Below are 26,958 nucleotides of genomic sequence, written 5' to 3'. Positions count from 1 at the left end.
AGCACATCACCTACTTTTACATTTTGATAATGCTTTGATTGAATGTAATGGACAATATTTATTTGGAAACACCTCATCAGCTACCTCTACATTAACCTTAGTGTACTCTTTATTAAATCTGAAAGAAAGAAAAATTTCTTCACTTTCATATAAATACTCTATAACAAGGTACATCTCACCATCTTCATTGAAATCCATTTCTGAGCCATAATCAGATGAGTATTTATTTTCAGCTACACCATTTACTCTCTTAATTTCATTTTTTAACTTATTATACGAGGTTAGTTCAAAATCAATTTTTATATCGTCTATTCGCTGAAAAACAAGAGTTTGACTTAATGTATCACAATTATAACAAAAAACTAATGTGTCTTTTGTTTTAGATTTTATATTCGTACTATCAATATTCAGGCAATTAGCATAAAATGGCATGAATATAAAGCCTAATATTGTCATGCTTATGTATAAAATAAATTTGCTCATAAAAATGATTATTATCGCGTTGATGAAACATCCAAACTTCTTCCTTTAAGATGATATTTAGGAAGATTATAATCAGGTGTAAACCCAATTGGATATCTATATGACTTCACTAATTTTGAAGAATTTGGAGATAAAGTAACAGCATCCCCTTGATTCCCTCCTAATAAGATAATTCGATGGTCGTCATTGATTCCTGCCACAAATCCAACATGAGAATAATTCATAATTGCTATTGCCCCATAAGCTGGTTTATTTAATTCTATTCCATAATGCAACCAAGAATATGCTAATGCGTTATTTGTCCCCACAATTCCAACTTGATATAAACACCAATTAACAAAACTGGAACACCAAGGTATCTCATCTTTATCAAAATTTGAATTAGTAACACTATGATATTCTATAATTCTTTCATTATGTTTCTTCCCTCTTACTTCTTGAACACCTAATTCTCCGATAGCAATATCCATCCAAGGAATTTTGTTGATCATTGGCATAGAAGCGATTATAGGAGTTTCTTGAAAATACCCAAATCCATTCGAAATGCCACAACATAGTTTTATTTCTTTTTGGGACAATAAACTCTTATAATCATAAGACTGTTTTAAACAAACTTCTAAATAATTTTGCATTTGGAAAAAATAAGCAGGAATTATATTTTTCAACATATCTAAGAATATTACCTCTTCAAAGTCCTCCTGTTTTAAAAATATCTTTAATAGGACATTGTAAGCCCAATATTCTTCAATATATAATCTTACCGTAGAGCCAAAATACCCTTTGTCTATTTTATTACCATCCTCATCTGCCCAATATGCTTTTAAATGAACTTTATTTAAAGTAGCACTTTTTTCTGAGTCTTTATAAAGACCAATAACCTTAACCATATAAAAATCCTCCAATTATAACAATTTTACATTTTTCACTTCTACTATACCTCTTGAATCAACGACACCTGAAAACCGTTTGAAAGTGCCATCATCAAATTCAAGTATAAAATTAACCTTATCACCTTCAGTTGCATGTTTTACTACAGCACATAAGGTAGCTATACCATTATGAGGAAATTCATTTATTCTTTGATGAGAATTTGCATCTTTCCAATAAACTTCAACAATTTCACCTACTGAACCCTCTTCTAAAACACGAGTAATTACTTTAAAGTTTTCTTCCTCCTTATATTCCTCCCACCAAAAGCCGTAAGTCGTGCTGACTCTCCTGTCCATTCTAACGGTTCTGTTTATATCCAACCGTGTAGGAGATATGAGGAAACGAGTAATCATAGGAGCATTTCCCTCCGCACTCATACTCTCCTCGTGAAAATAAAGGTACGCTTCATCAAAAGCGATTTCACGAAACATCATGTCATCCTTGGTATGAATTATCCGTCCGAACACAGGTATGGGTTCAGACCTTAAAAAGAAACTTTGAAGCGGTCTGTCCATATCGGCAAGCAGCATTTCCAATACATCATTACTGCTATCAGATTCCATCTCTACATAGATGTCTCCACCCAATATCCCAGTAGTAGGTCTACCTTTCCAATCAATGTTACGACAAAAGCCATATTCATACCTTAATATATTATGCTTGTAACTATTTATTTCTAAGGTTATTTCAGAATTCATACTCTTTACTTTTATATGTTTAACATCATCAATCCCAAATATATAAAAAATCAGGAAGAATGATATTATCTGAGCGGATTATCTCTGTTTATCTGTTCAAGAACATAAATATCTTTCTTCCTGATTATCAGTATTAACGGTTCTTCATCTTGTCAGCTTCCTTTTTCAACTGCTCGGCTTGTTCGTTGAGCAGTCTTGCACGCTCCAACGCTTCCGCCTGTTTCCGCAAGCGGTATTCAAAATCAATCACCGAATCCGTCAGGCTTCGGATAAAACGCTCATTTCTCTGCCATTTGAAATTGTTCTCCAGCAAATCAAGGGTCGTTCCATCTGCCTGTCCCTGCATCAGTAAATAGCGATATTTTATATCGTTGTCCTGTAACTGTTGTATTCGTGTAACCAAACGAATGTTCAAACATATGGAAGCGGAACAGAGAACCAGCACTGCCGAAAAGATAAACAATCCCGGACGAATCCAAGAAGTAACCTTGTTGTAAATCCGTTGATAAAACGGTAAGGGAATTACACTTTCTTTCTCTGTCCTGTAAGCGTTCAATGTATCAACCATTGTTTTGAAACAACGATAGGTTTCCAATGATATTTTCTTGGTGTCCTCAATATGCTGCTGCTGACCTTGTATCCTGTTCCGTACATCGTCAAGCTGACTTTGAATAGTCTGCAACTTCTCCACAGGAACAGCCGGGTTATTGTGCAGCCTCGACAATGCCTGTTCAATCGCTCCAAACCGTTCGAGAGTTTCCTCCCGACTGGCTGGGGTTATTTGTGCTTCCTGCTTCTCTTTCAGTTCAGTAACCATTGAGAGAAGCCCCTCTAAAATCAGATTATCGTCCATTCCGTTTACAATTTAAGTTGTCTTTTCTTTTTCTTCTTCTTTTTTAAGTAAGGATTATAAGGGTCTTCATTTGTCGGATTCGGAGAAAACAAGCCCCCACAACCTGAAAACAAAGATGTACCGCCGTTCTCCCGGACTGGAGCCTGTTCCCGGACTAGTGCACCAACTTGTTGCCCATTATGTTCAGCGACGGTTACCAACCCCGTATCTCCGAAAAATCCGTCCAATTTGGAGAAACTGAAACTGCGGTCTATCTCTGAACCCTTGAACGTATATTCTCCTTTGGTAAAGGATATGCCCTGTATCTCATCACTCTTTCCCTTATGCTTGAATTGGATGGTGATGTCCTTTTCCGCCAACCGCTTTTGTAGCTGCTGCCAGTTTCTGGATTTTCCGATTTCATTCTTCACAGCCGTGTAAATCTCGTATTTCGACTTGTCCGGCTCTTTCAATCGGTGTTGCTTTACCTGCTCCTTGCCACCTGCGAAATAAAGCCCGTGCTTGGCTTTTAGCTTCTTGCATACCTGCTCATTGCGGTACATATCGTTTCTGTCCGATATGGTCTTGCCGTTGTTGTCTATGCGGTTAAACACGATATGCACATGAGGGTGTTCCCTGTCCTGATGGCGCACGATGATGTACTGCGTATCGGTGATTTTCATTTCACGCATATACTCCTGTGCAAGCTGTACCATTTTCTCATCCGTCAGATTGGGCGCATCCACTACCGAATAGCTTAGCGCAATATGTCCGACCGGCTTTTTCAGACCGGGATTCATCCCTGCCTGTGTGCAGAAACTGCGGATTATATCTCCCCGGCTTTCCGTCAGTACCCCGTCCGCATGAAGCAAAGCCGCCTGTTCCTTGCCCAGCACATAGTTTACACACCCCTTAAAACCGCTTCCCTTTTTTATTTTTCCAATCATCGGACAACTGGTTTATGATTTCGACAATCCCGTTTTTGAGTTTTACCAACTCCACCGCTACAAGCGCAAACCCTCCTGCGTTTGCCCGATGTGCCAACTGGTTGAGGTTGTTGGCTTCTCCTGCCAGCTTGCGGATGGTGTCCGCATCCTGCCTGTTCAGACGTGGAACGACCTCTGCCGTAATAATAGCCTGCCGGACATATTCGCTGACCTTTACTCCGGCTTCTCCGGCTCGCCTTTTGACTGCGTAGTATTGCAGGTTTGTCAGCTTCGTACTGACTACCCTGTTCTGTCTTTCCAGTGTCTTTTTTACCGGGCGCCCCCCCGGCTTATCCTTTATCTCTGTCATACTTTTTCGTTTTAGATGATGTCTTAAAAATTGCGACCAACGGGAGAAATCTTCTTTGCGGTGAGCAAAGCAAGGTGGTTTCGGTCTACCGAAACATAACCTTGCTCTCCCTATGAAACCGTCTGCCGATGGTGTACTTGGCAAACTAAATGCCCCTGCCCCTTTTCTTTCTTGGTGCGGTACGTTGTCCGGTTTCCAGCATTGTTTCCTGCGTTTGGCTGGCACTGTTTTTCTGCTCCTGCTTCCTGCCGCACAGATAGTCGTTCAGGTCGGCATACCCCCTGTAATTGTGTGAAAAATCACGGGCACGGTAAGAAAATTCCGCCTCGATAGCCTTTGTTGCCCGAAACCCTGCCGTGTCGTTGTCAAGCATACAATGGATGCGCTCGTACTGGCTCAACACGTCAATGACTTTCGATACATTGGCGGTAGAATTAAGAATTACATAGTCCTGCTTGTCAAGGTCGGGCATGGTCGGACAGTTCTTCATGCGGAGCGTTAGGAAAGACAGGTAGTCCATAAACCCCTCGAATACCAGACATTTTTCTCTCGGTTCTCCCTGCTGCCGTATGTAAGTAATATCCTTTGGAGCGATACAGCCTTTGAAAAAGGAATTGCGTATCTCGTAACCTCCTGCCACGTTTGTAAAACCGATGGCAAAATAGGGCTTGCCGTTGTGGGTGAAGCGGAGTTCCCTGCATTCTCTTTTCGCCAGTTCCACGTCAATGCCCCGTCCCTGCAAGTAACGGAGCAATGCCGGGTGTGTCAAATCTCCGGCTTCCAAATACTGGAAACTCGGTTCGGCTCTCCGTTGGCGAAAAGAAAAACTGACCGGACGGATATGCGGTGCCTGTTCCGCTATCCGGTTTAACAGGTACGGCAGACTGTCGGAACAATAAAGTTCCTTTGCCAGTGCGATGATGTTACCGCCTTTACCTGCTCCATAGTCATACCATAGGTTGCGTTCCGTGTTCACCTTGAAGGATGCTTCGTGTTCCTCCCTTAGAGGTGATTTGTACCACAAGCCGTTACCCTGCTGCTTGACGGGCAAGTAACCCAAACTGTTCAGATAGTCCACAATGGATATTTTCTTTGTATCTTCGATGTTCATAACATTTTCTTTTGGGTGGTTAATGATAATTGAAAAGTGCACCAGTCCTGTTTAGTCCGTCATATATATACCCGTACCATACCAAATTTGGTTTTACGCTGGCATGGAAAACGGGAAGTCCGTTCCGCTTATATATACACCCGGACTAAACCAAACTGACTTTTAATAATGGAAGTCAGGATTGTAACGATACCCCTTCCCCTCTTTCACAATCATACGTTTGTTTACAAGAAATTTGTTAAGCGACACAAGGACATTGCGCCCACGCTCGTAACCTATGCTTGCATAGCCCTGTTTCAATGCCTGTATAACATTGGAATAGCCTTGTACGACACGTTTTCCGAAACCATTCTCCAACGCTTCACGGTGCTGCTTCTCCGTCAGTTCCGTAAGTGAAAAGCTTCTGTCCTGTTTGGGCTGCTGGAACACATACCCCTCCACGACTTCGGGCAATGCGCTGTCATTGATGCGAAATGCGAACGGATCAAACTCCCGGTCGCGTATGTGCATCGCCTTTACCTCGCTTATGTTACCGTCCTGCGTACTTTTAGTGATTTGCAGGACGGTTTCAGCCTTGTTGTTCAGTTCCGTACCGATATGCCCCCTCGTGTTATCATCCCCTTTGTTCAGATGCAGTACGGTATGGATATGCAGGTTATATCCGCTTGACCAGCGCATTAAAAGGTTTATCAGCTCGGTCGATTCGCTGGGGCTGTTGATGTCGTACATCAAATCACGGATTCCGTCAATGACAAGCAAGCCTACATCGGGCATATTCTCCAGCATATAGCCGATTATCTGCTTGCGCTTGTCGGGAGTCTGTTCCCTTAGCACGATGAAAACAAAATCCTCACTGTCCTTGTCGGTTGGTAGTCCGGCAAGGTGTAAAATACGCTTCATGACCTTATGACAGTGATATTTGCTCTGTTCGGTGTCCACATAAAGGATTTTCCGTTTGTTCGGTGGCAGGTATGCCGAATACTTCAATACCTCGTCATTCTTCAACGCTGCCGCAACGATGGCTGAGATATTGAATGTTTTTTTGCTCTTGGCTTTGCCTGTGGATGCACTGAAATTTCCCAGTGTACCGATGGTAGAACCGTTCACCCAAAGAATTTCGGGCGGCACTTCGTAAGTGTCCGTAACTTTCAGGTGAATGGTTCTCCAAATGGCTGCGAAGTCCTCCTTTTTCATAACGGCATACTGTTGCCCGGTTATGGGTGTTCTCTTGTCTTCCATAGCCTTTATTTCTTCAAGGGACGGTTAAGGATATACTTCTGCGCTTCCTGCTCTATCTGCGCTTTCGTCTTGACAGGGTTCTGACGTAGCCACGCTTCCAGTTCCGATTTCTCGAAATAGAGCATTTTCCCCTGTGGCTTGTAATGGGGTATAAGGTTACCTGCCGTCAGCTTGTACAGGTAACTCTTTGAGAGGTTCAAGAAAGTGCTTGCCTCGTCAAAACTTAGCACGTTCTTGGTCAGGAACAACATTCTTTCGAGTTCTTCCACTCGCATTTCCAAAGTCTTTTCCATATTGCTTGAAACTTTTTTGGTGAAACAATATGAAGGTGCGCACCCCCGTTGTTTTGTTAACGGGAGCAAAGTTAAGGACTTGAAAATGAAGTCTAATTGACCTTTGTTTGAGCGTTCAACCTATGCTCAACCTTTTTTCAGTTGTTTGATGTATTTGTCTATGATTTCGTATCCTTTCGGATAGATGCTTTTTGCTTGGTCTGTCGCACTTGACAGGTCTGTACGTGTAAGCGGTTCGCCTTTTAACTTCCCCAATACCAGTTTGTTGTGTGCAACAACGGACTGCCACTCATAAACTATGTAATTATGGCAGCTTAGCTGCATCATAAGGTAGGCGAACAACCGGGTATTATTGACTTTCAACACTCCGTCCAATTTACAGTTGAAAAAATCTGTAAGTATTTTAGGGCTGACAGTAGTGGTAAACATACGGGATTCGTTCAGGTATTCGGCTAACAATTTGAGTTCAGCAGGTTTTAGTTTGGACTGGAAAGGATTGGACTTACCCACAATCTTTTTCGTCTGAACTTCTTCTTTTGGCTGGATTATAAATTCTTCGGTAGTGTCAACAGGATAAAAGGCTTTTTCACTTTCTTGCAAGTAGTCCAAATACTTGGTTGATACCACAAAATCAACAATAATGGAAAAGTAAGGAAGTTGTTCATCATAGCAGACAGGCTCACGCAGGTATTCATCTATGTCAAATGACGAACACGGAAAATTGATATACTTTTTTCTTTCAACCGGAGTTAAATCCTCAAAGAAGGCACTTTCCCACAAGAAGTCAGGAATATACATATCCATTCTTACATTCCGCAACGCACGAAACTTCTGCTGCATAGCAACAAGGCTCTCGGTTACACGAAATATTTCCTGCCTTAAATATTCCCTCACTTGCCCTTTGGTAAAATATTCACGTTTCAATGTCAGGGCACGAATCATCTTGTCGTACTCGTATGCGATACAATCGTCCAACAGTTTCTGTATCTCTCTGAAATTTTTCTCCCTGCAATCTTCCATAGCCGTAATTGTCTAATCGTTATTTCGCAAAGATAGAAAAGTAGTCCGTCCAAACACAGAAAAGGGAAAGAAAAAGAAGGAAATAGGAAGATTTGCCAAGAGAAAGAGTTAATAAACAATAAATATCTCGGTTGCAAAACGATGAAAGTACACTTTTCTTTGTATTCGTCAGAAAGTACACATTTAGTACGCTTTTCAAAAATAGAAAACCCTGATAATCAGCCGATTATCAGGGTTTATTCGTACCCAGACCCGGGGTCGAACCGGGATGGATGTTACTCCACTGGTGTTTGAGACCAGCGCGTCTACCGATTCCGCCATCTGGGCAACTATCATCAGGAATATGTTTTTCCTTAATTGCGGTGCAAAGATATGAACATCTTTCTAATCTTCCAAATATTTCTCTCGTTTTTTCTCTCCACACTCAACATTTTGATATTTTTGTACCCTCCAAGTATATCTTTCACGAACGTTGACATACTGTTTTAAGATTTCTATGCAAAGCATAACGCGTACAGACATATGAGCAGATAGAACCCATAAGAAAAATTATTCCTGTAGAAACCATTATATTACCAAGACCTACCAATGGTGAAACAATTCCTCCAAAAGCAAATCCTAAAGCTCCCAATAATGCCGATGCCATTCCTGCATTATTGTGTTCGCAATCCATGGCCAATGTATTGGAAGCTGTAAAAGTAAGTCCAAGCATTGACAAAAGACCAATCAACAATAATTCATATATCCAAAAATTGCAATCTAAAACTAACGCTACTAAAAGCAATGCAGAAACGACGACCATTCCAGTGCTACCATAATGCAAAGCCTGTTCCAGCCGACGAAACTTGATAGCCGAAGCTGCTGATATAACAATGAATATGGCATTGATACCAAAACATATACTAAACATCAACGGAGAAAATCCGTAATGTTGTTGCATAATAAACGGTGCCGAAGCTATGTTAGCAAACAATACTCCTTGTGCAAAACCAAACTGTAACGTATAGCACACATAACTAGAATTGCGAAGAACATCGATGAAGCTACGAAAAACAGACCTCCAACTTTTCTCTTTTCTATCCTCAACCGGAAGCGACTCTTCAAAGTGTATACTACCCAAAAGCAATATTATCCCTAATACAAAAAGGCACCAGAAAATACCAGTCCAACCCACACTTCCAGCTAGAAATCCTCCTCCCATAGGTGCTGCTACAGGGGCTACCCCATTAATGGCACCAATCAAGGCAAGCATCTTTGCCAACTCACGTCCAGAGTATTTGTCAGCTGCAACTGAACGTGAAATAACAATACCTCCTGCTCCGGCTATACCTTGTATCAAGCGCCAACCAACAAACTGCATTATAGTATAAGAATATATACATCCAATAGTAGCAACAGCAAACAAAGTCATTGATATAATAAGTGGCAACCGACGACCATATTTATCGCTTAATGGTCCGAAAAGCAACTGTCCAGCAGCAAGTCCAATCATACTTGCCGTAAGACCTAACTGTACCATCGAAGAAGTTGTATGGAAATATTCAGACATAGCTGGTAAAGTAGGCAGATACATATCCGTAACAAATGGTCCAAATGCTGTAAGCATACCTAAAAACACTAGTATAAATACTTTTGAATTCTTTTTACCTTTCATTTTACTCTATTTTTTACCGCTGCAAAAATAAAGAACTTTTCAACATACATATCAGCGTTTTACAGCACAAAACCTATCAATTTAGGAACAAAGGCAGATTTTTCACCAACAAATTACTACATTTGCCTACATAAACAGAACACTATCATGATATCTTCTTTTCCTTCTGATACATCGATTATGCGATATGAAGAAACCGATCTATCTTCACTCACAAAACGCCCCTTTCGGTTTGAGTGTGGTATACAACTGCTTTGCATAAGCGGCAGAAGTATTATTTCTACAGGAGTAGAACAATATGATTTCTGTAAAACATCGGAACTGATTTTTCTAGCAGGAAGTCTTATCGAAGTCATCAAACCTTCTCCTGACTTTAAGGTAAGAATGTTGCTATTTCCTAAAAATATTTTTCTAAAAGCAGCCTTACCTATTGACACTTCTTACTTTAACTACATGAGTGAAGCGCCTTACTTTAACCATGCAGCAAACGATACAAGTTTAGCAAGCTGGAAACGAGTAAATCAATGGATGGATATGGCAGAACTTCTTTTCAGTCACCCTGCCAAATATTTTCGGGAGCAACTAGAACAAAATTTTCTACAAAGTTTGTTTATGTGGATATTCAATACGATTCCACAACAATATCTCTCCATACATAACAAGTATAGTAGAAAACAAATATTGTATCACCGTTTTATGGTCTTATTACGAGAGCATAGTACTCAGGAACATCAAATAAACTATTACGCTAACCAACTTTGTATTACACCGCGTTACCTGAACGAAGTCGTTATTCAATACTCTAATGGACGTACACCCAAACAGCTTATAGACGAACAGCTCACAGCCGAGTTAAAAGTACAATTAAGTAATCCTAGTCTGTCTATAATGGAAATAGCTCAGCTATTCAATTTTCAAGAGCCAGCCAATATGAGCCGCTTTTTCAAAAAGAACACAGGTATGTCACCCAAAGAATTTCGGAGTCGGAACAAGCTTTAAATATTTTATCCACGTTTTCTATTTATAATAGTATAGGGTAAATGAATCATAACATAACATATGCGATACAACAGATTTTTTTCACCCTCTCGAACTGGCATCGCATATCTTGCGCAGAGATATGCACAGACAGTTCCAGCCAGGAACAGCACTCCTGCCGTGTACATCATATCGCCTAAACCTACTAAAGGAGGGACTAATCCACCAAACAGAAAACCAATAGCTCCCAACAGAGCAGAAGCAATACCAGCATATCTGCGTTCGCAATCCATTGCCAAAGCATTTGATGCAGTATAACTCATACCCACCATAGCAAGTAAACAGAAAATCAATATTTCATATATCCAAAAGTTACAATTCAGTGAAAGACAAACAAGCAGACAAGCAGAAACGACCAGCATGCCATTACTACCGATATGCAAAGCATGTTCCATAGTAGGAAGCTTAACTGATATAGTAGAAGAAATAACCATAGCGATAGCATTGATTCCAAAACACAAGCTGAACATCATAGGAGATAATCCATAGTGCTGCTGCATAATAAAAGGAGCTGAAGCAATATTTACAAAAAGTACTCCCATCGTAAAGCCATATTGCAGAATATAAAATAAATATCGGCGGTTACTCAATACTGTACCAAAATTTCGGCATATACCTTTCCAATTCACTTCCGGGCGGCGATGTGCAGGTAACGATTCTTGCATACGAAAACTACAGCACAGCAATACGCCTCCCAACAAAAATAAAAACCAAAAGATGCCATGCCATCCTGCACCCTCTGCCAATACTCCTCCTGCTATCGGAGCAGCTACCGTAGCAATACCATTAATAGCTCCGATTATAGCTAACATAGTAGCCAATTCACGTGCTGAATATTTATCAGTAGCTATCGAACGAGAAAGAACTACGCCACCAGCTCCAGCTACTCCCTGTACAAAACGCAATACCACAAACTGCATGATATTTTGCGAAAAAATACATCCTACTGTAGAAAACAGAAACAAGAATAAAGCAATTATCAATGGACGTTGACGACCATATTTATCACTTAACGGACCAAAAATCAATTGACCAATAGCTAGTCCTACCATACTGGAAGTAAGTCCCAGCTGAACCATAGAGGAAGTTGTATGAAAATAATCGGACATAGCAGGCAATGTAGGCAGATACATATCCATAACAAAAGGACCAAATGCACTTAACATGCCTAAAAATATCAGTATAAATAGCTTTGAATCTTGTTTCTTCGTCGTTATCATCTTTTTTACCTTCATTTTTTCGACTGCAAAATTACGCCATTCTCACAGAACGATTTATTTCTTTAAAAGTACAAAACATTTCATTTTAGGAACATATGTATATTTCATCAGAGAATATAAGTATATTTGCGGTATAAAACAGAAGTCATTCATGCCATATTCATTACCGTCAGACACACGATATATTTTATACGAAGAAACTGATCTGGCCCAGCTCAAACAAAAGCCATGTCACTTTAAATGTGGTATCTATTTAATATGTACACACGGACAAGCGCTTATTTCGACTGGTGTACAACAATATATATTCGAAGAACAGACTGAGTTAATCTTTCTGACTGGCAGCCTGATACAAGTGGTACAATCATCGTACGACTTTAAAGCACGTATTCTGATGTTTCCACAAGAGGTTTTTCTAAAAGCAGTACTACCAATTGATACTCCCTATTATAATTATACACATGAACATCCCTGTTATCATCATACAGAGGACGAACGAAGCCAAAAGACATGGAAAGAAATAAATTTATGGATGGACATGGCACAAATGCAATTCATGGACAATACACCTCAATTCCGCCAACAGCAGGAATATAACTTTCTACAAAGTCTATTGATGTGGTTATTCAATACTATTCAGGAAAAACTGGCTGTGAAAAAACAATACAGTCGCAAACAGATTCTCTATTATCAGTTTCTGCAACTTGTAAGAGAATATAGTACACGAGAGCATCAGGTAGCTTTTTATGCCGACAAGCTATGTATCACATCACGATATTTGAATGAGATTATTGCTTTATATGTAAACGGAAGAACTCCCAAACAGTTGATCGATGAGCAATTAACAGCCGAAATCAAAGTGTTATTGGATGACCCACATTTATCGGTTACCGAAATAGCACAGCATTTCAACTTCCCCGATCAGTCATACTTAAGTCGCTTTTTCAAGAAAAATACAGGAATGTCACCCAAAGAATTTAGAAGTCAAGCAAGATAACAATATACACACAATAAAAGGGAACATACCTTTAAAGCCGTAAACGATATGTTCCCTTTCTTGCACTATTTTACAGGAATAGAGAAATTCGTATATAAGCCAAAACTGTGTGCTGGAACCTCCAAATGTGTAGCCGTAATGATTTCTGGCATTCCTTCTTTACAGAAGTTATACCATTCTCCCGTTACAGGGAATACATACTGCATATCAACAGGTCGGTCAGTAAAGTTACCTACGACAACAAGTTGTTTACCATCAACAGTTTCCAAACGGATATAGCGTCCGTCATTCCAATCATTATCAGAAACCCTCCATTCCTTAAAGGCATTTTGGCCAAAGACATCAGGATATGCCTTACGCAATGCTAACAACCGACTATAAGTGGTATATAATTCATTTCTTTCTGGTATATCTTTATAAGACCATAAAACAGGCTTAGGATCTGTCTTGTGATCTTCACCAGAAATAACTTCTCCTTGCTGGTTAGCATCTCTCGAAATATCATATCCCAATTCTCCGAATTGCCAGATCATTTTAGGTCCTGATACCATAAAGAAGAAAGCAGCATTTGCCTCTAGTTGTTGCATCTGTACAGACAAATCGGTTTGTAATAATCCATTTCCCCATTGGGTTTGTTTATAAGCACACCGCTCTTCGTCATGACTTTCCATGTAACCAACCCATCCACCTTCTTTCATAGTCGTATTAAAGGTAGTAAGTCCAGTAAAACCACTTCCTTCACTCCATCCCATTGCAGACTGACAATAAGCATTATTCATATTACGCCATAACTTCATTCCTATTTGTGACAATTCGCTTTCCTCCTCAATACCTGCCAAATGTTCGCAAATCATAATAGCGTCTGGATTGACTTCTTTAATAGCCAGATAATAATCCTTTAAAATGGCTACACGACTAGCATCATAATTTCCGGAAGTACCTTCATTACTTGTCTTATTTGTAAATCCCTTTGTTAAATCGAAACGGAATCCATCTATTTTATATTCATCCAAAAGAAATTTAAGATTGCGCTTTACAAAACGACGTGTTAACTCTGACTCGTGATTAAAATCATTGAAAACACTAAATGGATGTGGTGCTGCTTCGTTAAACCATGGATTATTGACCGCAGGACATCCTTTGGAATTGTTCCAATATAGTCTTGCATATGGCATATTTCCCGTGGCATGATTGTAAACGACATCAAACAAAACAGCTATTCCCCTAGAATGACATTCATCAATGAAACGTTTATACATTTCTTTTGTACCATAAGCCTTATCCAATGCAAAGAAAAAACAAGGATTATACCCCCAGCTATTGTTCCCATCAAACTCTTGTACAGGCATCAACTCAACGGCATTGATGCCTAAGGCCTGTAAGTAATCTAACTTTTGTATAGCTCCATTCAAATCACCACTTTCTGTAAAGTCACGTAACAACATTTCATAAATCATCAGATTATCAGCATCTTTTATCTTAAAATCTGTATTTATCCAGCTATATTCTTCTCGCTGTAGCTTAAAAACAGACACGATGCCTATGCCTTTATCAGGATATTGCCTTTCTGTAACCGGATAAGTAGATGCTGCAATATATTTATCGTTATCCGGATCCAGTATCTTTTCAGAATAAGGATCTGCCAGTCGCATGACATCACCTGTTAAAGTCCCTACATAATACTGAAAACGATACTCCTTTGCAGGATCTAAATCAGAAATTGTAATCCACCAGCATCCTGTTGCTTCATCACGATACATCTGGGATGTTTCATCATTAGCCAATGTCCACTCATTAAAATCTCCTACAACATACGCATAGTCTTTATGACTTCCATCAGTTGCTTTATCATACAGAACTAATGTCACGGTACAATTATCTATATCCAAATTAATTCCTTCCTGCACCCCTGAAGGAAGTGATTTCTCCTGAACCTTACCAGGAACGAATCCATGATATTTCATATCCGTAACATTCACAAACTGATCTTTGTCAATACCTTTTTTACTACCATCTGCACTACGAATGATAATTCCCAATTGTTCAACAGGAGTTGTACCGGAAGCAAACCATTCCCGAATAGACGGAGAAAGAGTAATGGTCCATACATTAGCCTCAGTTTGACTTTTAGTAAACTTACACTTTTCAATATTTTCATTCCAATCTGCAGGCACATACAGCCACACTCCCTCACTTACTATTCCTGTATGCAAGTATACATCACCAACATATCCATATAAAGCAGAAGTCGGTGACGCCTTAAATGTAATCGTGAGAGGCTGGTCAGCATCGGGAGTTTCCGGTAAATAAGTAAAGCCTTCTTTCAAATTATCTGTTACACCACCAGGCAAAGTATTCGAATCGGTATCACTACATGAAGTAATAAACCCCAGTGCTAACAATATATAAGTCAATATATAGTTTTTCATAGATAGAAGAAAAAAAGAGTGCGTACAATCTGGCAAAGCCCTATCGACGCACTCCTAATATTAATTTAATTATTTAGCTATCAATTCATAAGTATAATCCGGAGTCGAAAGATCTACTACCACTTGATAATCACCAGCCGTCACACTAATGTTATTTCCTTTTGGAGCCAATTTGCCTTCACTATCTCCTGCACCAAAATCTCCATTAGGAACATCCCACTGATCGTTTGCACGAAACTTAATCGTACCGTCTGTCAATGTCATATCTACTTTCAACTTTAGATCAGCTGGATCATAAACTAAATCGGTATCTTCATTCCAGCCACCAGGAGTAGCATCTCCAATAACACCAAAGTTTACAAGCTGAACTGTATATGTAAGCTCTTTGATATTAAAAGTAAGATAATAATACCCTTCTTCTGCAGTCAGGTTACCAGCATCCTCAGCTGTCGACAATGTTCCTTCAGTCGAACCTGCTCCATAATTAGGGCCACTCCAATTTTGCTGTGAAGTACATTTGTATTCACCGTTCAAATAAGCATATCCGGCATAATTACCCATAGCGTCTATTGGATAAAGTTTTCCTATAACAGCTGCATCTGGAGCCCAATTTTGGTGAGCACCAACCACATACAACTGTTCAGGCCCATCAACCGGAGCCTCAGGTTCCGGTTCATATGGAATAATTCGCCAGTTTTCATTATCTTCACAACTTACAAGCCCCAAAGCAAGCAATAAGGTCAATGCTATATATTTGAAATATGTTTTCATATGTTTCTTTATTCTATAAGGTTTTCTTTATTTTGAATATCCCGGATTTTGTGTCAAATTCTGATTGACAGCCAAAGTGTTAGCATGAATCGGGAACACTTGTAAATAAGCTTCTGTCTTAGGACGATCAGTTATAGCATCATTAAACTTACCAAAACGAACCAAATCCTGACGTCTCCATCCTTCCCATGCCAGTTCCAACATACGTTCTTTCAACAAATTACTTAAAGTAGCATCTGCATGAGGTGCTCCAACACGATTTCTGACTTCATCTAAATCAGCCTGTCCGCTTTGACCATTACGAATCAAAGCCTCAGCACGCATCAATACAACATCTGCATAACGGAACAATACCCAGTCGTTATGAGGACACTGTCCATCTTCGGTTGCAGTCGGATCATCTGCGTACTTATACATTCGTGCTCCAGCCATCTTCATGCTAGTATCACTCTTATCGAATTGAAGCCTGATTGCCATTGGTAAATATTCCAAAGGTTTTCCAGTTTCACTGTTAATAACTTCTTGCCCGTTTACAACAACCCGGCCTGTATAATAAGTTAATTCCAAACGAGGATCAGGAGTTGCAGTTCCGTACCCAAATGCTTTCATTGCTTCAATAGTAGCAGCAGATCCGTTCCAACCTCCATTACCAAATCCTAATGCTTTACCAACATCATAATGGCGTGAACGTACCAGATACATATTACGAGCTTTATACAAGGTTGGATCCATTGGAATAACAAAAATATTTTCCTTAGATCCTTCATTATTAACTACGAAGTTAGAAAGGAATCCATTTGTTCCCTGATTTAAAGAATATCCACACTCCTTGATTTTATCACAATAAGCGACGGTAGCTTCCCAGCAATTTTTTTCTGTGCCATCCACTGTAAATTTAATATTCTTTCCATCAGGACGAGATTGGTCTGTCCAGTCGTTATCAGTATAAACTTCAGCATTCAAAGCCAACTTAGCCATAAGGAAGTAAGCAACAGCCTTAGTCATACGCCCATAATACTCTCCCAGATCAGCACTTTTTTCGTCAGCTAACAATGGAATAGATTCTTCCAGCTCTTTCTTTACAAAATTGAAAACCTCACTGCGTTCTGACTGTTTGACATCCTTCATCTGAGTTAATGAAGATTCAACAATTGGTACACGTGCAAACATATCCAATAAATAATAATAATACATAGCACGAATTCCCCGGACTTCAGCCTTATAAATATCAAAATATTCATTGCTTGGATCCAACTCTTTCAATTCAGTCAATTTATCTATAGATTGATTGCACTGTACAATCACTCCATACAGATAGTCCCAAGTAGATATGATAAGTCCATTATTTACACCCCAGTTATGAGTGAACAGATCTCTCCACAATCCACCATCGTCCCAGTCACCACCTCTTGTCGGGAGGATAGCATCATCGGCACAAAATGTATTCAAGTCATAAAGTCCTCTGTCTGTTCCAGCCAAACCACTTCCTCCTGCATCTGCGCCAATCTTTGTATAAAGGTTAGCAACTGTATTTAAATAAATCATTTCCGGATTTTTATAGGCTTCACTTTCCGGCATCTGATCAACAGGATTTTCTTCCAAGAAAGAAGAACATCCACTAAAACTCATTGCAGCAGCAATAAAAAAGCTATATAATAATTTTCTTTTCATAGTAACGTTCATTTAAAAGTTAAGACTAAGTCCCAGTGAGTAAGTACGTGTAAGCGGATAGAAGCGCTTATCATCAACACCTAAATCACTTCCAACAGTAGAGCTATTAATCATTGGTGACAATCCTGAATAATTAGTAATAGTAGCCAAATTATTTACAGAGAATGTCAATCTTAACGAATTAATGTTCTTTAAATTCTTAGTATTCAGATTCCATCCTAATGTTACATAATCAATATGTACATAATCTCCTCTTTCCAACCAATAGTCAGTCACAGTCTGATCATGAATATTCTTTTCAGGAGCGCCTTTCATTACGTTGTAAGTAGGGAATAAGCTCATATTCATGTATGACAAAGAGGTTCCATTATAAATTTTATGCCCAAACGCACCACTGAACTGAGTCTGGATATCAAACTGTTTGTAACGGAAACTAATATTACCACCCAAATAGAACTTCGGCATAGCTTGTCCTGCTACATAGCGGTCCTTTCCATCAGAAAGATCTATACCTTCTTGACCATCAATGTCAAGAATATGATAAGTATACTCACCATTACCATTCATATCAATGAGACCATCACATTTAGGTAAATAGAATACGCCCAAGGGTTGTCCTACCATCTGATAAATAACCTGATTATTTCCTCCGATAAATCCAGCGCCATTCATTCCTCCCAAATTCATGTATTCCTTAGCACTCAATGATTGTCCCATATAAGAGCCACTCAAAGACAGCAATTTATTCTTTTGCCATGAGAAGTTTGCAGAAATAGTCAACTCCATATCTTTAGTTTTTACAGGAACACCTGTCACTGCAACTTCAATACCGGTATTTTCCATTTCTCCCAAATTAGCCAACAAAGTATTGAATGCAAAAGGAGGAACAGGTACGGCATAATTATATAACAAATCGCTAGTCTTTGAATAATAATAATCTAATGTTCCAGTCAAACGATCCTCGAAAAATCCTGCATCAATACCAATATCAAACATGCGTTTTACTTCCCACTTCAAGTCAGGGTTATCATTACGATTGATTCCGTATGTAACAACAGGCTTGCCATTTACTGTAGTTACACCTGTCGGGCTCATCAACTTCAATGAGTTATATGCACTAATGGCATCCTGATTACCAGTAAGACCATAACCAGTCCTTATTTTTAAATTGGAAACAACATCTACATCTTTCAAGAAACTTTCTTCCTTCAAAACCCAAGCCAATGATGCAGAAGGGAAAAATCCCCATTTATTATTTGCTCCTAATTTAGAAGAACCATCGGCACGCATATTTACAGTTGCAATATATTTATCAGCAAAACTATAATTGAAACGTCCCATAAATGAAGCTATTGAATAACCATTAGAGTATGAGCTGACATCTCCATATTTAACTTCTCCACCTGCGCCTAAATTATTATACTCGAAGAAGTTAGTACCAAACTGCTTTGATTTAGCACCAAAACCAGTATATTTATAATCTTGTAACTCAGCAAGTCCTAAAATATCAATATAATGCTTTCCAAATGCTTTCTTATAATTTGCAGTAAAGTTGCCTAACAACACACCACTCTTGTTATCAGACTTTTCAGCAATACCACTCTGTCCTTGTCCTGCTTTAATATTGTTTGGAGTATATTTTGAATTTTCTTTTACATTATAAGTATATGAACCAAAAGCACTCAATTTTAATCCGTCAATTACAGTCCATGTTATACGCGCATTTGTATTAATGTAGCTATTTGATTCTATATCCTTTATTGTCAAACGTCCCAAAGGATTCTGTGTTTCATTTGCATTAGGATCCTCCGGCCATGATCCATCTTCATTCGCAAAATCAGGGAAAGTAGGATTAAATGCAGCTGCAGAATAGAATGTCTTCTGATAATCATTCAAGTAACGTTTATCGACTTTAGAACCAAACATTCCAAATTCAATTTTTACCTTATCATTAAACATTGTTTGCGAAGCATCCAGTTTAGCTGTATAGTTGCGCATATAATTATCCTTAATGATACCCCTTTGATCAATAACACCAATAGAAGCACGATAATTAGACGACTCTGTACTACCTCCAAAAGAAAGACGATGATTCTGAGTATAACCTGTCTGCTGCATTGCTTCAATAAAATTAGTATCATATCCCATATCTAAAGCATTGGCATATCCTCTATCAGCCACAACCTGACGATATGTATTGGCATCCAGCATTTCCAAGTTCTTATAAACGGTTTCCACACCAAAGCTGCCATCATAACTTAAAGTCTTAACACCATTTTTACCTTTAATTGTAGTAACTACAATTACTCCACTAGCACCTCTTGAACCATACTGAGCTGTTTCTGAAGCATCTTTCAAAACTGTAAAACTTTCAATATCAGCAGGAGAGATAGCATTCAACATACTCAAATCTCCAAAAACTCCATCAATAATAACCAATGGATCATTACCACCAGACAAAGAAGTTGTACCACGTACACGAATAGAAGCTGATGCAGTCGGGTCACCACCAGATTTCTGAATATTTACACCAGCCACTTTACCCTTTATGGCCTGCAATGGATTCGTTACAACGCCAGCATTCATATCTTCACGTCCGACACGCTGGATTGCACCAGAAACAGTACGCTGGCTTCCCGTAGCATAACCAATAACAATAACGTCATCCAAGACTTCGGTATCTTCATGAAGAACGATCTTCATATTAGCAGCAGCAGGAAGCTCCTGATTTTTATAACCGATAAAAGAGAAAACTAAGATATCACCTTTTTTAGCCTCCAAAGTAAAATTACCATCAAAATCAGTAATTGAACCATTGGTTGTACCCTTCACCAAAATATTAGCTCCGATAATAGCCTCTCCGTTTTTGTCTACAACACTCCCTTTAACCGCCAAGTTTTGGGCTAATACTTGGAAGGAAATAAGCATACCTACTATCGTCAATAGTAGACACTTTCCTGTGTGTTTAATAAATAGATTCTTGTTCATATTATTAATTTTAAAGTTAAGAAAATTCTCTTGGCTACAATCTATAAACGTACAGATTGAACTATATATTAAATACCTACTGGAAACAATTATCTTTTTATCTTAAAGATTGTATAATATATCAGAGAAGGAAAATAACCTCTCTGATATATTACAATAAAACAATGCCTGATATCACTTGATCTCTTTAATAGAGATAGCGTAACCACCTCCAATTCCAGCTTTCAGAGTCATTTTGCTCTTGCTGGTAACCTTTTTCTTTGTAATGGTATATGCTTGAGGATTCTTGTCCCAACTTGCATCTTTAGCATCTGCATAAATAATTGCTTCATACTTCTTATCCGGATCAAGGAAGTCGAATGATAATTTTGACACATGACCGTTATAGCCAGCTGTACAGCCCACATACCAATCATTAGTATTCTTAGCACGACGAGCAATTGTTATATATTCTCCCGGCTCAGCTTCCAGATATTTTGTCTCATCCCAATCAACAGCTACATCTTTAATAAATTGGAAAGCATCCATAAAACGTTCATAATTTTCAGGAACATCAGCAGCCATTTGCAATGGACTGTACATAGTTACATAAAGAGCCAGCTGACGTGCCAGAGTTGTACGTGCATGCGACTTATTATTCGGATTCATCTTACTGCAATCAGGTTCAAAAATTCCCGGAGTATAATCCATCGGACCACCAATAAGACGAGTAAACGGCAAAATTGTTGTATGATTTACATTGTTTCCACCAAAAGATTCATATTCAGTTCCGCGAGCTGATTCATTGCCAATCAGATTAGGATAAGTACGGCAAAGTCCTGTAGGACGTACTGCTTCGTGAGCATTAACCATAATTTTATAATCAGCAGCTTTCTTTACAGCATACAAATAGTGATCAACCATCCACTGACCGTAGTGATGTTCTCCTCTCGGAATAATATCACCTACATAACCACTCTTTACAGAATGATAACCATTATCTACCATGAATTGATAAGCTTTATCCATATGGCGTTCATAATTGCGGACAGAAGATGAAGTTTCATGATGCATCATCATTTCAATACCTTTACTTGCCGCATAACGATGAATTTCTTCTACATCAAAATCTGGATAAGGAGTCACGAAATCGAACACATAATCTTTGCTCTTACCAAACCAGTCTTCCCATCCTTGATTCCATCCTTCCACCAGTACAGCATCAAAACCATGTTTAGCAGCAAAATCAATATAACGTTTTACATTTGCCGTATTAGCAGAATGCTTTCCATTTGGCTTAGTCTGTGAGTAATCAGTTTGTCCCAATTTTACACTTGGCAATTCATCTGTATATGCCCATGTACCTTTATTGGTAATCATATCCCACCATACGCCAATATATTTCACAGGATGAATCCAAGAAGTATCTTCTATCTTACATGGTTCATTCAGGTTCAAGGTAATTCGCGAAGCCAGAATGTTACGGGCATCATCGCTTACGATAATCGTACGCCAAGGCGAATTACATGGAGTCTGCATATATCCTTTATCTCCCTTTGCATCAGGAGTCAGCCATGATTCAAAAATCATATTCTTATCATCCAAGTTCAAACTCATACAAGAATAATCTTTCAATGCAGCTTCATGCAAGTTTATATAAAGCCCATCATCAGTCTTCATCATCAATGCTGTTTGAACACCTGTCTGTGAGAATACATACTGTGAAGAATTTTCTGTTACAGCCGCACTCATCTTTCCACGTATTTCAGATAAGCGTGAAGTTGTGTAATCGTATTCTTGTGTATCATAATCTCCCGGAATCCAGAATGCTGTATGATCTCCCGTCATAGCAAACTGAGTATGCTCTTCTTTGATAACAAAATAATTCAGATTTTTTTGCTGAGGGAACTCGTAGCGGAAACCTAAACCATCATTGAACAAACGAAAACGGATAATGATATAACGATCATTTTCAGGCTGGTCAAGTGTGACTTCCAGTTCGTTGTAATGATTACGGATTTCACTTTCTTCTCCCCACACCGGACGCCAAACTTCATCGAAAGTAGAAGTACGTGTATCTTTAATCTTAAATCCAGTCATCAGATTCATTTTTTCATCTACGCGTTCCTTATCTTTGCGTTCTGTCCATTCAAATCCGATTCTCTTTTCTGGATCTTCTCTCTTCAGTTCAAGGCCAAGAGTACTAGGCTTTATCACAGCTTTATCTTTAAAGAAAAGCTCATATACAGGAGCCCCGTTACTGTTTAAACTAAAGTTCATTTTTAAATTACCATCTGGTGAAGTCAGATTTTGTGCACTCAATGCAAACGCACAGTAGCACATAGCTACAAAGGCAAAGGTTCTTTTTAGATTCATAGTTTTATAAGGTATTATGATTAATAATTTTTTAGGTCATAAGCAAAATTAAATGCGTTATCAGTTTGTTATTTCTTTCATATGAAAAATACAAATCTACAAAACATTTAATTAATTATATTTCAGATAATTGACTCATAAGACAGGAGCAATAAATATAAATCCATTAGAAACAGAGAATCAAAATTTCACGTTCTTTCAGAGATAATTTATCTGTCAAAGCCACATGCTTCCCACTCAAGAAATCTATGCTTTCCGGCTGTGGCAATATCTCCTGATAAGGTTTTAAACTCAATTCCTGCGGACTATCCGTACCATTCATTATTACAACAACAGACTTGCCATTATACACTCGTTGATAAACATAGGTACCCTGACTGATAGAATAATGTTTTAGTGTACCATGAGAAAGTACTTTATTTCCCTTACGCCAATTCAACAATTTACGAGTAAAATCGAATGCTTCATTCTGCAATGCTGTACGTCCATCTGGTACGAAGCAATTTATTTTATCTTCTTGCCAGCCCCCAGGAAAGTCCTTTCTTAATTCTCCATCTCCATTTCCCTTGTCACCAGTCATCAAAATCTCTGTACCATAATATATCTGCGGTATTCCGCGTGTAGTAAGCAAAAATGTTATGGTCTGTTTATACCTCGTCAAGTTATCAGCCTTCTCATCAGTTGTAGCAAAACGAGAAGTATCATGGTTATCGAAGAATACCAGCAGGTTCATCGGATCAGCATATACGATATCTTGTGTCAGATAGTCGTACAATTTATACAGTCCTCCTCCCCACTCTCCAGTTTCTTCATCAAAAGCTTGGTTCATCAAACTTTGTAAAGGGAAATCCATTACTGTCGGTAAATTGGAATTTCGTGGAGCTGCCAGTTTGCTATCCTTCTGCCAATAAGAAACTAAGACATTACTATTTAACCATGTTTCACCTACGATATTAAAATAAGGATACTCTTCAAGTACTTCCTTACACCATTCACTCATAAAATCAAAATCGGCATACGGATGAGTATCCTGACGAATCCCATTAATGCCAGTGTACTCAATCCACCAGATACTATTTTGAATAAGATAACGTGCTACATGACGATTACGCTGATTCCAGTCAGGCATAACTGAAGTAAACCATCCATCAGTAGCAATCTTACGTTCATACTCACTGGCATGTACATCCATTACGCTAGCTGTTTTAAATGAAGTCTGCACATATTCCGAGTGAAAATTAAACCATTCTTTAGAGGGTTTATCTTTAAACAGGTAATTTTCACTACCACAATGGTTGAAAATCATGTCCATCACAACCTTCAACCCTTTCTGATGTGCCTTTTCAACCAATGTCTTAAATTCCTCATTACTTCCTAAACGACGATCCAGCTGATAATAATCTGTAATGGCATAACCATGATACGATCCCTCTTTCATATCGTTCTCCTGAGTTGGATTCAGCCAAATAGCTGTTACCCCCAAATCTGCAATATAATCCAGATAATCAGCAATGCCTTGTAAATCACCTCCATGCCGAGCAAAAGAGTCATTACGGTCTACTCTATTTTCGAGCATTCCTTCAACAATATCATTATCTGGATTCCCATTAGCAAAGCGATCAGGCATAATCAAATAAAGGACATCTTCAGAAGTAAAGCCTTTTACATCTTCTCCTTTACGTACACGTGGCTTCAGCTCATAAGGTATCGTAAGTTTCTTTTTACCATCTTTTAATGCAATATTAAAGGTTTGCGCTTCAGCTTCAGACAAATCAATATACAATAGTAAATAATTCGGATTATCTTGTTTAACGACCTCTTTTAATATAACCCCTTTACCAGATAAAGACACTTCAGAAGAAGAGATATGGTTGCCATATAATAGAATCTGCAACTCAGGATTCTTCATATCAGCCCACCAGTAGCTCGGAGCAATCTTATCTACCTTTATAGTCGCAGCAGCACGGCAAATACCGCAAAAACTAAAGATAACCATAAATAAAAGCCGTGTATGTTTCATGATATTTAAGATTAATATGATTTGAAATGTTTTTCGATGCAAAAGTATACCTTTGACAATATTTTTATTATATTTGGAAAATAAATATAAACGCCTTGTGAACATAAAATACAGAAAACAAAGAACTTAACCTAATACAACCATATCAATTATATAAATAGTTTTAGCACTAAATTTTGTATTATGATACACTTTTAAACATAGCTATAGCACCAAATGAAACAAAATATCCGTATTTTCATAGCAAGATATAAATTCATCTGGCTATTAACCAGTATGATTTTATTAACCCTGTCTGCTCAAGCACAACAAGCTAATCATGAAAAAGTTTTGCAGCAACTCGATGAAGTCATTACTAAGAAAGCTTCTTTTCGCACTGAACGAGAAACAACAATATCTCAACTTAAACAGCAACTACATTACGCAACAACAGAAGAAGACAAGTATAAACTATGTAATGAATTACTCGGACTATATTTACATTATCAAGCAGACTCAGCTCTGTATTATATAAACAAAAAATCGGAATATGCACTATTATTAAATAAGCCGGAGTTACATGACGAAATCATTATCAATCGTGCAGAAGTCATGGGAGTCATGGGTATGTACAATGAAGCATTAACAGAGTTACAACAAATATCTCCCAGTAAATTAGACAAGAAAAACTTAATATACTATTACTTTACAGCACGTACATGCTACGGATGGTTAGCCGACTACACTATAGGACATGATGCTAAACAAAAATATTTACATCTGACAGATTTATATCGTGATTCGATAATGAATAGTATCGATTCCGGAGTAGATCGCAATATTGTTTTAGCAGAGAGATTCATTCTTTCTGCACAACCGGATAAAGCCCTTCCCATGCTTAATCAAATGCTTACTACGTCCCTTGATTTAAGGCAAAAGGCATATATATATTATACATTATCAATGGCATATGAGGTAAAAAACGAACCTGATATGCAAATCTATTATCTGGCGCAAACTGCAATCATTGATTTAAGCACATCTGTCAGAGAATATGCCTCGCTACAAAAACTGGCACGACTCATCTATCGTCATGGCGATTTAAAAAGAGCATATAGCTACTTAAGTTGTTCTATGGAAGATGCCGTAGCCTGCAACGCTCGTCTGCGTTTTGCCGAAGTTACAGAATTTTATCCAATTATCGACCATGCATATTCTCAAAAAGAAGCTCAAGAAAAAAGAATGGTTGTCATACTCTTAGTATGCATGGGAATATTAGCCGTTCTATTAATTATCCTAGCATCATACTTGTATTATGGTCTGAAAAAATTATCTATCACACGAAAACATTTATACCTTTCCAACAAAGAACTGCAAGCAGCCAACGAAAGTTTGGCCCAAACCGGAAAGATTAAAGAAGTATACATAGCACGGTATCTGGATCGTTGTGTCAGTTATCTTGAAAAGCTTGAGCAATATCGCCGTTCGTTGGAAAAACTTGCAATGGCTTCACGTATTGATGATCTATTCAAAGCTATACGTTCTGAACAGTTCCTTCGTGACGAACGGAAGAATTTCTATAATGAATTCGATAAATCATTTTTAGAGTTGTTCCCTAACTTTATAGAGGACTTCAATAAATTACTAACAGATGAAGGGAAAATATACCCTAAACCGGGTGAAATACTAAACACAGAACTCCGTATTTTCGCTTTAATACGTTTGGGAGTAACCGATGCCAATCGTATCGCCCATTTTTTGGGTTATTCACTAGCGACTGTTTACAACTATCGCAGCAAAATACGCAATAGAGCGAAAGGTGACAAAGATCATTTCGAACAAGAAGTAATGAATCTATAGCAAATCGATCACCAGCCTTGTTTTAATGGAAAATATATAAAACAAATAGCCCCTCATAAAATTCATTTTTGAGA

Annotated in this window: 21 protein-coding genes and 1 tRNA gene; 3 read left to right on the top strand and 19 right to left on the bottom strand. The window is 38.4% G+C overall.

Going from position 1 to position 26,958, the window contains the following annotated elements; all coding sequences use genetic code 11:
- Positions 1 to 6 precede the first annotated feature (6 nt).
- The 12 genes from ACDG22_RS04285 to ACDG22_RS04230 all read right to left on the bottom strand — a co-directional run bounded on the left by ACDG22_RS04285 (position 7) and on the right by ACDG22_RS04230 (position 9,556).
- On the bottom strand, positions 7 to 483 hold the full coding sequence (locus ACDG22_RS04285) for a hypothetical protein (RefSeq protein WP_013618436.1): 477 nt from the start codon (positions 481 to 483) through the stop codon (positions 7 to 9).
- Between the two features lie 11 nt (positions 484 to 494).
- Entirely contained in the window at positions 495 to 1,370 is an 876-nt protein-coding gene (locus ACDG22_RS04280; protein WP_370858792.1) for a TIGR02594 family protein, read from the bottom strand.
- A gap of 15 nt (positions 1,371 to 1,385) precedes the next feature.
- Positions 1,386 to 2,111: a type VI secretion system tube protein TssD gene (gene tssD / locus ACDG22_RS04275; RefSeq protein WP_149965221.1), complete on the bottom strand. Its 726-nt coding sequence runs from the start codon at positions 2,109 to 2,111 to the stop codon at positions 1,386 to 1,388.
- 133 nt (positions 2,112 to 2,244) lie between these two features.
- Positions 2,245 to 2,964 carry a hypothetical protein gene (locus ACDG22_RS04270; RefSeq protein WP_149965220.1) on the bottom strand — a complete coding sequence of 240 codons (720 nt, stop codon included), beginning with the start codon at positions 2,962 to 2,964 and terminating at the stop codon, positions 2,245 to 2,247.
- 5 nt (positions 2,965 to 2,969) lie between these two features.
- Positions 2,970 to 3,890 carry a relaxase/mobilization nuclease domain-containing protein gene (locus tag ACDG22_RS04265; RefSeq protein WP_013618440.1) on the bottom strand — a complete coding sequence of 307 codons (921 nt, stop codon included), beginning with the start codon at positions 3,888 to 3,890 and terminating at the stop codon, positions 2,970 to 2,972.
- Positions 3,856 to 4,239, bottom strand: coding sequence for a MobC family plasmid mobilization relaxosome protein (locus ACDG22_RS04260; protein ID WP_370858791.1), 384 nt, complete (start codon positions 4,237 to 4,239; stop codon positions 3,856 to 3,858). Before ACDG22_RS04260 ends, ACDG22_RS04265 begins: the two co-directional genes overlap by 35 nt.
- 145 nt (positions 4,240 to 4,384) lie before the next feature.
- Positions 4,385 to 5,350, bottom strand: coding sequence for a toprim domain-containing protein (locus ACDG22_RS04255; RefSeq protein ID WP_149965218.1), 966 nt, complete (start codon positions 5,348 to 5,350; stop codon positions 4,385 to 4,387).
- A 162-nt stretch (positions 5,351 to 5,512) separates the two neighbouring features.
- Entirely contained in the window at positions 5,513 to 6,589 is a 1,077-nt protein-coding gene (locus ACDG22_RS04250; RefSeq protein WP_149965217.1) for an AAA family ATPase, read from the bottom strand.
- Between the two features lie 5 nt (positions 6,590 to 6,594).
- Positions 6,595 to 6,882, bottom strand: coding sequence for a helix-turn-helix domain-containing protein (locus ACDG22_RS04245; RefSeq protein ID WP_087248579.1), 288 nt, complete (start codon positions 6,880 to 6,882; stop codon positions 6,595 to 6,597).
- 126 nt (positions 6,883 to 7,008) lie between these two features.
- The gene (locus ACDG22_RS04240; protein WP_149965216.1) at positions 7,009 to 7,902 is read right to left on the bottom strand and encodes a hypothetical protein; all 894 of its coding nucleotides are present in this window, start codon (positions 7,900 to 7,902) and stop codon (positions 7,009 to 7,011) included.
- Positions 7,903 to 8,145: 243 nt separating this feature from the next.
- Positions 8,146 to 8,229 (bottom strand) — tRNA-Leu (locus ACDG22_RS04235).
- Positions 8,230 to 8,365: 136 nt separating this feature from the next.
- Positions 8,366 to 9,556, bottom strand: coding sequence for a multidrug effflux MFS transporter (locus ACDG22_RS04230; protein ID WP_022125130.1), 1,191 nt, complete (start codon positions 9,554 to 9,556; stop codon positions 8,366 to 8,368).
- A 147-nt stretch (positions 9,557 to 9,703) separates the two neighbouring features.
- On the opposite strand from ACDG22_RS04230, the gene ACDG22_RS04225 reads away from it, so the two are divergent.
- A complete protein-coding gene (locus tag ACDG22_RS04225) occupies positions 9,704 to 10,555 on the top strand; it encodes a helix-turn-helix domain-containing protein (RefSeq protein ID WP_022125131.1) in 852 nt (283 codons plus the stop codon).
- 5 nt (positions 10,556 to 10,560) lie between these two features.
- Here ACDG22_RS04225 and ACDG22_RS04220 read toward each other — a convergent pair whose 3' ends face one another.
- On the bottom strand, positions 10,561 to 11,814 hold the full coding sequence (locus ACDG22_RS04220; RefSeq protein ID WP_270230469.1) for a multidrug effflux MFS transporter: 1,254 nt from the start codon (positions 11,812 to 11,814) through the stop codon (positions 10,561 to 10,563).
- A gap of 151 nt (positions 11,815 to 11,965) precedes the next feature.
- Here ACDG22_RS04220 and ACDG22_RS04215 point away from each other — a divergent pair, with 151 nt between their 5' ends.
- Entirely contained in the window at positions 11,966 to 12,811 is an 846-nt protein-coding gene (locus ACDG22_RS04215; protein ID WP_007570372.1) for a helix-turn-helix domain-containing protein, read from the top strand.
- A gap of 65 nt (positions 12,812 to 12,876) precedes the next feature.
- Here ACDG22_RS04215 and ACDG22_RS04210 read toward each other — a convergent pair whose 3' ends face one another.
- From ACDG22_RS04210 to ACDG22_RS04185, 6 genes are all read right to left on the bottom strand, one after another.
- Positions 12,877 to 15,240, bottom strand: a complete 2,364-nt coding sequence (locus ACDG22_RS04210) for an alpha-amylase family glycosyl hydrolase (RefSeq protein WP_007570371.1) — start codon at positions 15,238 to 15,240, stop codon at positions 12,877 to 12,879.
- Positions 15,241 to 15,309: 69 nt separating this feature from the next.
- On the bottom strand, positions 15,310 to 16,011 hold the full coding sequence (locus ACDG22_RS04205; protein WP_007570370.1) for a cadherin repeat domain-containing protein: 702 nt from the start codon (positions 16,009 to 16,011) through the stop codon (positions 15,310 to 15,312).
- Between the two features lie 27 nt (positions 16,012 to 16,038).
- Complete coding sequence (locus tag ACDG22_RS04200) at positions 16,039 to 17,682, bottom strand: RagB/SusD family nutrient uptake outer membrane protein (protein WP_040312114.1); 1,644 nt, start codon at positions 17,680 to 17,682, stop codon at positions 16,039 to 16,041.
- A 12-nt stretch (positions 17,683 to 17,694) separates the two neighbouring features.
- Complete coding sequence (locus ACDG22_RS04195; protein WP_370858852.1) at positions 17,695 to 20,610, bottom strand: SusC/RagA family TonB-linked outer membrane protein; 2,916 nt, start codon at positions 20,608 to 20,610, stop codon at positions 17,695 to 17,697.
- Positions 20,611 to 20,844: 234 nt separating this feature from the next.
- On the bottom strand, positions 20,845 to 23,025 hold the full coding sequence (locus ACDG22_RS04190) for a glycoside hydrolase family 97 protein (RefSeq protein ID WP_007570365.1): 2,181 nt from the start codon (positions 23,023 to 23,025) through the stop codon (positions 20,845 to 20,847).
- Positions 23,026 to 23,191: 166 nt separating this feature from the next.
- Complete coding sequence (locus tag ACDG22_RS04185; RefSeq protein ID WP_040312113.1) at positions 23,192 to 25,045, bottom strand: glycoside hydrolase family 13 protein; 1,854 nt, start codon at positions 25,043 to 25,045, stop codon at positions 23,192 to 23,194.
- 216 nt (positions 25,046 to 25,261) lie between these two features.
- Between ACDG22_RS04185 and ACDG22_RS04180 the strand changes: the two genes are divergently transcribed.
- The gene (locus ACDG22_RS04180) at positions 25,262 to 26,884 is read left to right on the top strand and encodes a DUF6377 domain-containing protein (RefSeq protein ID WP_007570361.1); all 1,623 of its coding nucleotides are present in this window, start codon (positions 25,262 to 25,264) and stop codon (positions 26,882 to 26,884) included.
- Positions 26,885 to 26,958 lie beyond the last annotated feature (74 nt).

It is taken from the genome of Phocaeicola coprocola (genome assembly GCF_041333015.1).
Lineage (GTDB): Bacteria > Bacteroidota > Bacteroidia > Bacteroidales > Bacteroidaceae > Phocaeicola > Phocaeicola coprocola.
Note: the sequence above shows the minus strand (reverse complement) of the source record. Positions and strands in the feature narration are given on the sequence as shown.

What these genes read in the sequence shown, in the direction of transcription:
- ACDG22_RS04285 (WP_013618436.1), bottom strand. Translation starts at nt 483, where the DNA reads ATGAGCAAATTTATTTTATACATAAGCATGACAATATTAGGCTTTATA.
- ACDG22_RS04280 (WP_370858792.1), bottom strand. Translation starts at nt 1,370, where the DNA reads ATGGTTAAGGTTATTGGTCTTTATAAAGACTCAGAAAAAAGTGCTACT.
- tssD (WP_149965221.1), bottom strand. Translation starts at nt 2,111, where the DNA reads ATGAATTCTGAAATAACCTTAGAAATAAATAGTTACAAGCATAATATA.
- ACDG22_RS04270 (WP_149965220.1), bottom strand. Translation starts at nt 2,964, where the DNA reads ATGGACGATAATCTGATTTTAGAGGGGCTTCTCTCAATGGTTACTGAA.
- ACDG22_RS04265 (WP_013618440.1), bottom strand. Translation starts at nt 3,890, where the DNA reads ATGATTGGAAAAATAAAAAAGGGAAGCGGTTTTAAGGGGTGTGTAAAC.
- ACDG22_RS04260 (WP_370858791.1), bottom strand. Translation starts at nt 4,239, where the DNA reads ATGACAGAGATAAAGGATAAGCCGGGGGGGCGCCCGGTAAAAAAGACA.
- ACDG22_RS04255 (WP_149965218.1), bottom strand. Translation starts at nt 5,350, where the DNA reads ATGAACATCGAAGATACAAAGAAAATATCCATTGTGGACTATCTGAAC.
- ACDG22_RS04250 (WP_149965217.1), bottom strand. Translation starts at nt 6,589, where the DNA reads ATGGAAGACAAGAGAACACCCATAACCGGGCAACAGTATGCCGTTATG.
- ACDG22_RS04245 (WP_087248579.1), bottom strand. Translation starts at nt 6,882, where the DNA reads ATGGAAAAGACTTTGGAAATGCGAGTGGAAGAACTCGAAAGAATGTTG.
- ACDG22_RS04240 (WP_149965216.1), bottom strand. Translation starts at nt 7,902, where the DNA reads ATGGAAGATTGCAGGGAGAAAAATTTCAGAGAGATACAGAAACTGTTG.
- ACDG22_RS04230 (WP_022125130.1), bottom strand. Translation starts at nt 9,556, where the DNA reads ATGAAAGGTAAAAAGAATTCAAAAGTATTTATACTAGTGTTTTTAGGT.
- ACDG22_RS04225 (WP_022125131.1), top strand. Translation starts at nt 9,704, where the DNA reads ATGATATCTTCTTTTCCTTCTGATACATCGATTATGCGATATGAAGAA.
- ACDG22_RS04220 (WP_270230469.1), bottom strand. Translation starts at nt 11,814, where the DNA reads ATGATAACGACGAAGAAACAAGATTCAAAGCTATTTATACTGATATTT.
- ACDG22_RS04215 (WP_007570372.1), top strand. Translation starts at nt 11,966, where the DNA reads ATGCCATATTCATTACCGTCAGACACACGATATATTTTATACGAAGAA.
- ACDG22_RS04210 (WP_007570371.1), bottom strand. Translation starts at nt 15,240, where the DNA reads ATGAAAAACTATATATTGACTTATATATTGTTAGCACTGGGGTTTATT.
- ACDG22_RS04205 (WP_007570370.1), bottom strand. Translation starts at nt 16,011, where the DNA reads ATGAAAACATATTTCAAATATATAGCATTGACCTTATTGCTTGCTTTG.
- ACDG22_RS04200 (WP_040312114.1), bottom strand. Translation starts at nt 17,682, where the DNA reads ATGAAAAGAAAATTATTATATAGCTTTTTTATTGCTGCTGCAATGAGT.
- ACDG22_RS04195 (WP_370858852.1), bottom strand. Translation starts at nt 20,610, where the DNA reads ATGCTTATTTCCTTCCAAGTATTAGCCCAAAACTTGGCGGTTAAAGGG.
- ACDG22_RS04190 (WP_007570365.1), bottom strand. Translation starts at nt 23,025, where the DNA reads ATGAATCTAAAAAGAACCTTTGCCTTTGTAGCTATGTGCTACTGTGCG.
- ACDG22_RS04185 (WP_040312113.1), bottom strand. Translation starts at nt 25,045, where the DNA reads ATGAAACATACACGGCTTTTATTTATGGTTATCTTTAGTTTTTGCGGT.
- ACDG22_RS04180 (WP_007570361.1), top strand. Translation starts at nt 25,262, where the DNA reads ATGAAACAAAATATCCGTATTTTCATAGCAAGATATAAATTCATCTGG.